The sequence below is a fragment of the Pseudomonas brassicae genome, from assembly GCF_010671725.1.
Classification (GTDB): domain Bacteria; phylum Pseudomonadota; class Gammaproteobacteria; order Pseudomonadales; family Pseudomonadaceae; genus Aquipseudomonas; species Aquipseudomonas brassicae.
This window is the reverse complement of record NZ_JAAHBU010000036.1, coordinates 1-9,363: the sequence shown is the minus strand read 5'-3', so window position 1 is coordinate 9,363 and position 9,363 is coordinate 1. Positions and strand designations below refer to the sequence as shown.

General features: G+C 62.9%; 10 protein-coding genes and 1 pseudogene. 3 read left to right on the top strand and 8 right to left on the bottom strand.

The features are described from left to right. Positions 1-112 precede the first annotated feature (112 nt). Positions 113-556: a TadE/TadG family type IV pilus assembly protein gene (locus G3436_RS03450; protein ID WP_163941316.1), complete on the bottom strand. Its 444-nt coding sequence runs from the start codon at positions 554-556 to the stop codon at positions 113-115. Positions 557-631: 75 nt separating this feature from the next. Between G3436_RS03450 and G3436_RS03445 the strand changes: the two genes are divergently transcribed. From G3436_RS03445 to G3436_RS03435, 3 genes are all read left to right on the top strand, one after another. Continuing rightward, a complete protein-coding gene (locus G3436_RS03445; protein WP_163941313.1) occupies positions 632-1,102 on the top strand; it encodes an A24 family peptidase in 471 nt (156 codons plus the stop codon). Positions 1,103-1,234: 132 nt separating this feature from the next. After that, positions 1,235-2,017: a response regulator gene (locus G3436_RS03440; protein WP_163941310.1), complete on the top strand. Its 783-nt coding sequence runs from the start codon at positions 1,235-1,237 to the stop codon at positions 2,015-2,017. A 188-nt stretch (positions 2,018-2,205) separates the two neighbouring features. After that, positions 2,206-3,363, top strand: a complete 1,158-nt coding sequence (locus G3436_RS03435) for a hypothetical protein (protein ID WP_163941306.1) — start codon at positions 2,206-2,208, stop codon at positions 3,361-3,363. 181 nt (positions 3,364-3,544) lie between these two features. Here G3436_RS03435 and G3436_RS03430 read toward each other — a convergent pair whose 3' ends face one another. The 7 genes and pseudogenes from G3436_RS03430 to G3436_RS03400 all read right to left on the bottom strand — a co-directional run. Beyond that, positions 3,545-3,802 (bottom strand): DUF3613 domain-containing protein, encoded by a 258-nt coding sequence (locus tag G3436_RS03430; RefSeq protein WP_163941304.1) that lies wholly within the window; start codon positions 3,800-3,802, stop codon positions 3,545-3,547. Continuing rightward, the gene (locus G3436_RS03425) at positions 3,799-4,482 is read right to left on the bottom strand and encodes a tetratricopeptide repeat protein (RefSeq protein WP_163941301.1); all 684 of its coding nucleotides are present in this window, start codon (positions 4,480-4,482) and stop codon (positions 3,799-3,801) included. Before G3436_RS03425 ends, G3436_RS03430 begins: the two co-directional genes overlap by 4 nt. 13 nt (positions 4,483-4,495) lie before the next feature. Beyond that, a complete protein-coding gene (locus G3436_RS03420; protein WP_163941298.1) occupies positions 4,496-5,380 on the bottom strand; it encodes a type II secretion system F family protein in 885 nt (294 codons plus the stop codon). A 1-nt stretch (position 5,381) separates the two neighbouring features. After that, positions 5,382-6,268 (bottom strand): annotated as a pseudogene (locus G3436_RS03415) (type II secretion system F family protein). Next, a complete protein-coding gene (locus G3436_RS03410; protein WP_163941295.1) occupies positions 6,265-7,533 on the bottom strand; it encodes a TadA family conjugal transfer-associated ATPase in 1,269 nt (422 codons plus the stop codon). Before G3436_RS03410 ends, G3436_RS03415 begins: the two are co-directional and overlap by 4 nt. Next, positions 7,530-8,723: a CpaE/TadZ family protein gene (locus G3436_RS03405; RefSeq protein WP_163941291.1), complete on the bottom strand. Its 1,194-nt coding sequence runs from the start codon at positions 8,721-8,723 to the stop codon at positions 7,530-7,532. Before G3436_RS03405 ends, G3436_RS03410 begins: the two co-directional genes overlap by 4 nt. Beyond that, a partial coding sequence (locus tag G3436_RS03400; RefSeq protein WP_420801171.1) for a type II and III secretion system protein family protein occupies positions 8,720-9,363 on the bottom strand: 644 nt, incomplete at its 5' end. The genes G3436_RS03400 and G3436_RS03405, both read right to left, overlap by 4 nt.

Below are 9,363 nucleotides of genomic sequence, written 5' to 3'. Positions count from 1 at the left end.
CGGGCCTGCTCATCCAGCCACAATTGCAGCCCCACCGCCGCCGGTGCCGGCACCTCGGTGTCAGCCGCGAGCGGGCGTGGGCGCCAACGTTCGAACAGGCCCTGGCCGCCGCTCACAGCTGCAGGCTCGCTTCGGCGCTGAGGTTGGCCGGCAGACGCGGTACCTCGCCCACCAGCGGCAGGTCGAGCACCGGCAGCACCGCGGTCAGGCGGGCCTTGGCATAGTCGATACGCACCGTCAGCAGGTTGGTATCGGTCAGGGTCACGCTGGCGTCCCGCGCCACCTGGAACCTGAGCGCCCCCGGCATCCAGGTCAACTGCTGGGTCAGTACCTGCTTGGCCAGCGCCGGCACGTCGACACGGTAGGTGGCACTGCTCGGGTCCAGCGCCACGCAACGGCGCACTGCCTCGCTGCTGGCCTGGTTGAACGACTGCAGCATCAGCAGCGGCAGCGCGTAGCTCACCACGCCGTAGAACACCGCAAAGAAAATCACGAACACCGCAGCGAATTCGATGGCTGCCGCACCTTTTTGCCGTCTTGCAAGGCCTGCTTTCATGTTCGCGTCTACCCTGACAGTGACACCCGAAATCAAGCATAGAATCAATCACGACCAAGGGATGGCATTTCGCCTATGCAAAGCATCGTCCTGCTGCTGTGGCTCGCCTTGTGTGCCGAACAGGATGCCCGTGAAAGGCATATCTCCAACACCCTCACCCTCGGCGCAGCTGCCTGCGCACTGACCTACCTGTTCATCACCGGGCACACCTGGATCGGTGCCGAGGCCAGCGAAGGCGGCTGGGCACTACTGATCGTGATGCTGCTGACCCTGCCCGGCTACATGCTCGGACGCCTTGGCGCGGGCGATGTGAAATTGCTCGGTGCCCTGGCCCTGGCCACCGATCGCCTGTACCTGCTGGGCACGTTTATCGGTGCCGGGGTGACCGTGGTGATCTGGCTGCTCAGCCGTCGCTGGCTGTGGTCCCTTCTGAGCCAGAAGGTTAAGAACCGCTTCAAGCAGGTGATCGAGGAAACGTCAAAAAAACAGCCCTTCGCCCCGTTCGTGCTGGCGGGTTTCCTGCTCGCGGCGGTCTGGATCCATTAGTCGCACAAGCCGACTACATGCCCGTACGAACCTTGTACATAACCGCAAAGTACGACTACTTTTTAGCTAATGCCCACCGAGTCGGGATCCATTTCAGACCCTCAGGAAGGTGGAGTCAGCAGGGAGTTGCGTGTGAACAAGCCAGTGAGTCCAGTGAAGGTCTTGGTTGTCGACGACCAACCGTTGATCGTTGAAGAATTGTGCGAGTTTATCGAGAGCAGCGGTTACCGCTGCGTTCCTTGCCATTCCAGCAACGAGGCCATCGCGCGTTTCGCCGATGACCCGCACATCGGCCTGGTGCTGTGCGACCTGCACATGCCCGAGCGCGATGGCATCGAACTGGTCAGGGCGCTAAAGACCGTGGCCGGCCCGCAACGGGCGTTCGAGGCGATCATGCTCACCGGGCGCGCCGACAAACAGGACGTGATCAAGGCCCTGCGCGAAGGCTTTGCCGACTATTATCAGAAACCGGTCAACCTCGACGAGTTGCTCGAAGGTCTGCAGCGCCAAGAGGCGGCGCTGCTGGAGCGGCAGAAGAACTACAGCCACCTGGGCCACCTCAACCAGAAGCTGCAGTACCTGGCCGAGTCCATCGACGACCTCTACCAGGACCTTGGCAAGGCGCGCGAACAGGCCGCAGGGCAGCTCGACGGCAGCGACGAGCGCGCGGTGGCGGCCGAGAGCATGCCGGCGATCTTCGACCAGCTGTCACCGCGCCAGCTGGACGTGGCGCGGCTGGTGGGCAAGGGCCAGACCAACTACCAGATTGCCTGCGAGCTGGGGATTACCGAGAACACGGTGAAGTTGTATGTGTCGCAGGTGCTGCGCCTGACGCACATGCACAACCGTACGCAACTGGCGCTGGCGTTGGCGCCCAGCCCGTCGACACTGCGTCAGCGGGTGACCGCGCACTGACCAATATGCCGATACAGCACGCATAAGAGGCAAAGGGTAAAGCGCCTGGAGCCTCACGCCACGCGCCCTTGAATTGACCCGGTGTCGCATTCGATGCCCATTTCCAGGTAGAGAGCCGGTCGGGGCTATGAGAAAATCTGCTGACCACTCATCGTTGAAGCGCAGCCTGGTCAGGTATGACACTCTTTTTGAAACGTATTTTTGCGCCGGGCGGCGCACTCTTCAGCTCACTGGCGATTCTACTGACCGTTATCGTGGGTGCGTATATATCGTTGCACAGCACCACCATCACGGGTGAACTCGACAGCATCTGCCTATGGCGCTGCGATGCACAAGCATTCAATAAAGCTTCCTTTGCACTCGTGTTGCTTATCCTTCTGGGTGCTGTATTGCTGGCGCGTGAAATAGCCGTGACTGTTGAAAACAATTCGGCACGCAACGCACTGCACAACCATATCAAGAGCACACCTTCAAAATCGTTCCTGGGAAACTACACCGCGTTCATGCGTATTCTTGGCGGGCACCGGAAGAAGTTCAAAGAAGAGCTGACGGTACCCCGCCCCAACCCTGCGACACTGCACCAACTCATCCGCGAATGCCTGCATGGCGTATTGTCCCTGGCAAAGGACTGGGACGGTAATGCAGGTAAGTCTTCAGTGTACCGAGCCAATATCATGATGATGCTGCCGTCCGATCTGTTCAATCCGGTATCACTCAGCGATGACAGCCTGGGTAACATCGTCGATATCCTCGATAGCAGCACGCTTTTCCTGTACAACGCCTCCGTGCTGGGCAAGGTGGCCAAATGCAGTGGCATTCTGGTGCTTGAGGACACGACGCTGACCGTATCGACCAAGGTTGAATTCGGCGAGCAAGATGACTTCATGAAAGGCCCTGTCTGTTTTGCGTATGCCGAGCAGGGAAATTCCGGCACCATCACGCAGCCCATCCTTCCCGGCGCACCCACCTGCGCCAGCTTCGGTACCGCCCAGTATCTGCACGACACAAAATACGAAATCGAAAAATTCCTTGAAAATCTCGAATATAAAAACAAGGAATATTGCAATCGATTCAAACAGGATGTTCTCGAGTACTACAACGGCATCGAAGAGGCACAATCCATACTTTCCATACCGATTCAATATCGACGTGACACCGCGACGGAACAATTGCCGTCTTACCAGACCATTGCAGTATTGAATATCTACAGAAACAAAAAAGATATCTTTCGGGATGAGGACAGCGCCATGAACTTCGCACAACTCATGGAGCCCATTTGCTATCATTTCGGAAAAATGCTAGTCTCCTTGACGCAGCTTGGGCCGGACGCCCCCTCGGCGACATGATTTCATACAACTTTCAGGAGTAATCATGACCTCCCTAAAAGTGTTAAAAAACAAGTACAAAGAAGAAAAGAATACCCATAAAGCGTTTGAGCAGACGCGAGAAGAGCTCAAGAATATGGTGCTCAAGAACGCATCCGCCAAACAGAAATAACAAAAAGCCCAGCGCATGCTGGGCTTTTTGTTACTTGTCCGAGCTGCTGGTCTTCTCCCACCTGAAGAAGTCCGGAATCACATATTTGTAGCTGTCCAGCCAACGCTGCATGCTCTGCTCACGCTCCTTGGGCGTGGCCGTCTGCGGCGTCTTCGAGGCCTGCTGCCCACTGGCCTGCACCTGCAACCAGGCTTCAGTAGCCCCCTGCGCCCTCGACGAGGGCCCAGGTTCGACGGCCTGAACCCACCCTGGCAGCACCACCATCAGCATCATCACTGCAGTCTTCATGACGACCTCTGCACGGCAGCCGCGCTGCCAGGTTTGAGTTGCTCGGCACGCGCCTGCGCCTCACTGAACTGCGCCGCGCTCAAGCCCAGACGGCTGACCAGGTCGGCCGCCTGCTGCCACTTGTCCTGGTACAGCAACAAAGTCACCAGGTTGACAGCCGCCAACCGATCGGAATCCTTCAGCTCGATCGCCGTCAAAAACTCGAAACGCGCCTGGTCCAACTTGCCCAGGTTGAGGTAGACCACCCCCAGGTCGTTGCGGATCTTCTCGTCTGTCGGGCTCAGGCGCATGGCCCGCTGCAAGTGCTGCTGCGCCTGCACGTTGTCACCCCGCGCCGCCGCCATCTGCCCCAGGCCATGCTCGCCCTCCGCCGCCAGGCAGCCACCCAGCAGACTGCGGTACAACGGTTCGGCCTCGCTGCGCCCAAGCAGGCGTAGCACCTTGGCCTTGCGCACACGCACCTGGGCCAGCGTATCGGGCAGTTGCTCCAGGTGCGCAAGGCTCGCATGTGGGCGCCCATCGGCCAGCATTTCGTCGGCCATGTTCAAGGCCAGCTCCTGGGTCGAATCGGGGGCCGCGCAACTGACCGTTGCCCCCGGCAACGCCAGCCACGGCGCCGCCCCGTCCGTGGCACAGCCCCCCAGCAACAACAGCCCCAGCCCTGCGATGCATGCCTTCATCCCGCCTCTCCTTTCAAGCCCCGAATGCCCGGACCAGGGCGGTGAACCCTGGGCCTGCGAGTACGATCAACAACGCCGGGAACAGAAACAGCATCATCACCGCCGACATCTTTCCCGACATTTTCGAAATCCGTTCCTGCATCGTGGTCAGGCGTCGATCATCCAGCAGTTGCTTGAGCGCCAGCAGCGACTTCATCGCCCCGCCGCCCTGGGTCAGCAACTGGCGCAGGATGATGCAGGTATCACTGAATTCATCCACGCCCAGCAACTGTGCAGCCTGTTCCAGCTCCGGTGCCAGCGACAGGCCCGAATCGACCCGTACCAGCACCAGGCGCAGTTCTTCGCTCAGCACCGGCAACAACTGGCGCCCTTCCAGGCTGAGCAGGCGCAGGCTCTGCTCCACCGCCAGGCCCGACTCGAACATGATGCGCAACAGCGGGATGAAGGTCGCCACCTCCTGCGCCACCTGCCGCTGGCGGCGCAGGGCCAGCCACGCCAGTGCACGCTTGGGCAGCAGGTAACCGAGCCCCACCCCCATCAGCGGGAACAGCCAGGGTGAGCGGATCTCGCGGAAAAACACCTCCTGCATCACCACCCCGGCCCCCATCAGACACACCGGCAGGCCCACCTGCACGGCGGCAAAGAGCGAGCGCTGACGCGAACGTCGCCAGCCCAGGCGGTCCAGCAACTGTCGGGTTTCGCCGTCCAGGTTCAAGGCGCGCTGACCGAGGCGGCTGCTGCCCAGGCGCTGCAACCAGTTGCCCAGCTGATTCTCGTCACGCGGGCGGCCCTGCAGGCGTTGCTCTACCAGACGCTGGCGACGACGCTGGCGTGCCCACTGGCTCAGCAGCAGGACAAACGCGGCAAAAAACAGCACGGCACTGAGCAACACGGCCATCTCAGATACTCCGCAACATGCGCCACAACACCACACACCCCAACGCCTGCAGCACAAAGGCACTCAACAGCAGGCGCTGGCCGACACTGTCGTGCCACATGGTCATCAGGTAGTTGGGGTTGCTCAGCAGAAAATAGCCGGCCACGCTCACCGGCAGCACCGCCAGCACCACGGCGGTGATGCGCGTCTCGCCGGTCATCGCGCGCAGTTGCCGAGCGCCCTGTTCGCGCTCGCGAATGACCTTGATCAGGTTCTCCAGCAACTCGCTGGCATTGCCGCCATAGCGGTGGTTGATGCGCAGGCCCAGGGCGAACATGCGCAACTCCTCACGCTCGTACAACTGCGCCAGGTCCGACATTGCATCATCCAGGCCCACGCCCATGTGCACATTGCGCTTGACCCGCTGCATGGCCCCCAGCAACGGCTCGCGTGCGACGTCGATGGCACCGATCACCGCGTCGTTCAACGTGCGCCCGGCCTTGAGGCTGCGCACGCACTGGTCCAGCAGTGTCGGCAACTGCGCGATGATCTGCTGGACCCGGCGCTGGTAGCACCAGCCCAGGTACAGACGCAGCAGCAACGGCCCCAGCAGCAGCGCCAGCAGTGCGCCAAGCCAGCCACCGTAAAGGCCCGCCACGCCGGCCAGCAACAGCCAGGGCACCAGCCCCATCAGCAGGTGTTCGCTACGCCGGTCGAACCCGGCTCGCAGCAACACCCGCTCCAGACCGTCCAGGCGGCTGGGGCGGCTTTGCCCCACGGGCGCCTGTGCTGCCCCAGGCGCTGCATGATGCGTTCGGTGCCAGACTTGCGCAGGCCACTGTAGAACAGCCGGATCGACACCCCCAGCATGATCAGGCAAAACAGCCCCAGTACCAGTGCGCCAATCATGCCCCAGGCTCCCCCGCGTCGCGGCGCAGCTTGTCGCTGGCCGGGTTGACCGCCTCGCGGGCGAACACGTCACCACCGCGCCGGTCCAGGCGAAACAGGGTATTGGTGACGTACACATCATCCCGTACGCCGACCACCTCCAGCACTTCACTCACGCAGCGCCGGCCATCGGGCAGGCGCGCCAGCTGGATCACCACATCGAGTGCCGCGCAGATCATCTGCCGCAAGGTTTTCTCGGCCACCTGCCGGCCCGTCAGGCCCACCAGGGTTTCCAGGCGCAACAGCGCATCCTGCGCGGTGTTGGCATGCACGGTACTCATCGAGCCGTCATGCCCGGTGTTCATGGCGGTCAGCACATCAAGCACCTCGACGCCGCGAATCTCGCCGAGGATGATGCGGTCGGGGCGCATGCGCAGGGCATTGCGGATCAACTCGCTGGCCTTGATCTCGCCAAGGCCCTCGGCATTGGGCGGGCGGGTTTCCAGGCGCACCACGTGCGGGTGATCGAGCTGCAGCTCGGCCACGTCCTCGATGGTCACCAGCCGCTCGCGGGGGCTGATCAGTTGGCTGAGGATATTGAGCAGGGTGGTCTTGCCGGTGCCAGTACCGCCGCTGACGAGGATATTGCAGCGCTTGCTCACCGCCCGCGCGAAGAAGTCGAAGATCGCCTGGTCGATGGCACGCGTGGCCAACAGGTCGGCGCTCTTGAGCATGTCCTTGCGAAACTTGCGGATCGACAGGCAAGGACCGTCCAGCGCCACCGGCGGGATGATCGCATTCACCCGGCTGCCGTCGGGCAGGCGTGCATCGACCATCGGCGACGACTCGTCCAGGCGCCGCCCCAGCGGCGCCAGGATGCGCTGCATGACCCGCTCGACATGGTGCGCATCGATAAAGCGCAGGTCGGTCTGCTGCAGTACGCCGCCACGTTCGATAAACACCCGGTGCGGGCCGTTGACCAGTATCTCGGTGACGCTGGCATCGCGCAACAGTACCTCCAGCGGGCCGAAACCGGTGAGTTCGTCGACGATCTCCTCGGCCAGCCGCTCCATCTCGTAGCGCGACAGCGCCAGGCGCTGATGCGCAATGTAGTCCCCCACCTGCTCGACCACGAACTGCGCCAGTGCCGGTCGCGAACCTTCGAGCAGGTTGAGCCCGGTGTCCTCGATGGCATCGATGATATGCCGGTGCAAGGCACGCTTGAGGCCCTGCGGGTCGCTGCCGGGGTTCTGCCGCAGGCCGCCGAACAGGTCGTCGCTACTCATTTGGTGTGCCCCCACAGCCGTTGCATCCAGTTGCTCACCTTCGGCTGCAGGCTTTCGGAACGCCGCGCCAGGCGCTCACCCAGCGCCTTGATGGCCTGGGTCAGGGCTTCACGCGGGGCCAGTTCGAACAACGACAGCCCCTGGTTCTTGGCATTGAGCCGCACCTCGGGGCTGTACGGCAGCACCACCAGCACCGGCAGGCCATAGCGCTTGCCCAGGGCATCGGAGTCAGGCACCACGCTGCGCAGGTAGCGGTCGACCAGCAGGCTGGCGTGCTCCAGCTTCATGCCCTTTTCGCGCCACAGGGTCAGCACCTCCAGGTTGCGCCGGCAGTCCAGCACGTTCTGGTCGGTGTACCAGATCAGCTTGTCGCAGTGGCTGACGAAGGTGCGCAGGGCATCACTGTCAGGCTGCCCGGCGAGGTTCACGACGATGTGCTGGAAGTGCTGACGCAAGGCGCTGAGCAACATGTACAGCTCCGCCGCGCTGGTGCGCTCCAGCGGCTCGTCGGCCTCGGCGTAGGCCAGCAGGCGCAGCCCCGAGGGGTCGAGGGCGAAGGCACTGCCGATCAGCGTGGCATCGAGCCGGCGCAGATGGCGCAACGCATCGCCGAAATGAAACGAAGCCTCCAGCCCGAGCAATGCCAGGCTGTCACCACGTGGCAGGCCCAGGTCCAGCAACAGGGTCTGCTGGCCGCTGCCCTGCACCACCCGCGCCAGGTGGCTGGTGAGCAACGCGCCATCGGCGGCGCACTGGGTACCGTACAGCACGGTCAGGCTGCCCAGGTGCGGGTTGCTGGTCACCGGTGGCAGGCGCTTGCTCAGCCGGCGCACCAGCCCGGCCACTTCGCTGGAGCGCGAACCGTAGGCGACGAAGTCACGCGCACCGGCGCGCATCGCATTGAGCACCAACTGGTTGTCCATGCCATCGCCCAGGGCGACGATCGCCAGCATCGGCTTGGCCTCCAGCACCCCTTCGATCAAGGTGCACTGGCTCACCACCTGCTCGCGGTCCAGGCCCACGAACACCAGGTTGGCGAAGGTCACGTCGACCAGCGCGAGCAGTTCGTCGAGGCTGCCACTGCCGGCGCCCACCACCTGCCCGAGCGGCGCCAGGGCCGTCTGCAGCCACTGCAGGTCACCCTCGTTGCGGGTGATGGCGAGAAAGGTCTGGCTCAGGCTCTGGCTCATTGGCTCAACCCGCTGCGCTGTTCGAAGTTGCCGTTTTCGAGGAAGAACAGTCGACCCCAGCTGGGGTCATAGTTACGCAGGCGCTCGCCGGGCAACTCCGGCAGCCGTGCGTTGGCCGCCAGCGGCTGGACCAGGTGCGGCGTGACAATCATCAGCAGTTCGGTTTCTTCGCGGCGTAACGATGACTGGCGAAAGAACGCGCCGAGGATCGGGATGTCGCCCAGGCCCGGGAACTTGTCCACCGCCGAGCGTGCACGGCTGCTGATCAGGCCGCTGATGATGAAGCTCTCGCCATCGGCCAGCGACACGCTGGTGTCGGTGCGCCGCACGGTCAGGCCCGGCACCGTCACCCCGGCGATGTTCACCGCGTTGTTGTAGTCCAGCTCGCTGACCTCCGGCGCCACCTTGAGGGTGATGCGGTCGCGGCTGATCACCGTCGGCGACAGCGCCAGGCGAATACCGAACTCCTTGTACTCGATGGTCACCGTGTCGCTGCCGGTGCTGGGTACCGGAATCGGGATCTGCCCGCCAGCCAGGAAACTGGCGGTCAGGCCACTGAGCACCACCAGGCTGGGACGCGCCAGGGTGTAGGCGAAACCGCTGCTTTCAAGGGCGTCGATGGCGGCCAGGAAGCGGCTGC

Bases quoted from the DNA above. Each gene is read 5' to 3' on its own strand.
- G3436_RS03450 (WP_163941316.1), bottom strand. From the start codon at position 556: ATGAAAGCAGGCCTTGCAAGACGGCAAAAAGGTGCGGCAGCCATCGAA.
- G3436_RS03445 (WP_163941313.1), top strand. From the start codon at position 632: ATGCAAAGCATCGTCCTGCTGCTGTGGCTCGCCTTGTGTGCCGAACAG.
- G3436_RS03430 (WP_163941304.1), bottom strand. From the start codon at position 3,802: ATGAAGACTGCAGTGATGATGCTGATGGTGGTGCTGCCAGGGTGGGTT.
- G3436_RS03425 (WP_163941301.1), bottom strand. From the start codon at position 4,482: ATGAAGGCATGCATCGCAGGGCTGGGGCTGTTGTTGCTGGGGGGCTGT.
- G3436_RS03420 (WP_163941298.1), bottom strand. From the start codon at position 5,380: ATGGCCGTGTTGCTCAGTGCCGTGCTGTTTTTTGCCGCGTTTGTCCTG.
- G3436_RS03410 (WP_163941295.1), bottom strand. From the start codon at position 7,533: ATGAGTAGCGACGACCTGTTCGGCGGCCTGCGGCAGAACCCCGGCAGC.
- G3436_RS03405 (WP_163941291.1), bottom strand. From the start codon at position 8,723: ATGAGCCAGAGCCTGAGCCAGACCTTTCTCGCCATCACCCGCAACGAG.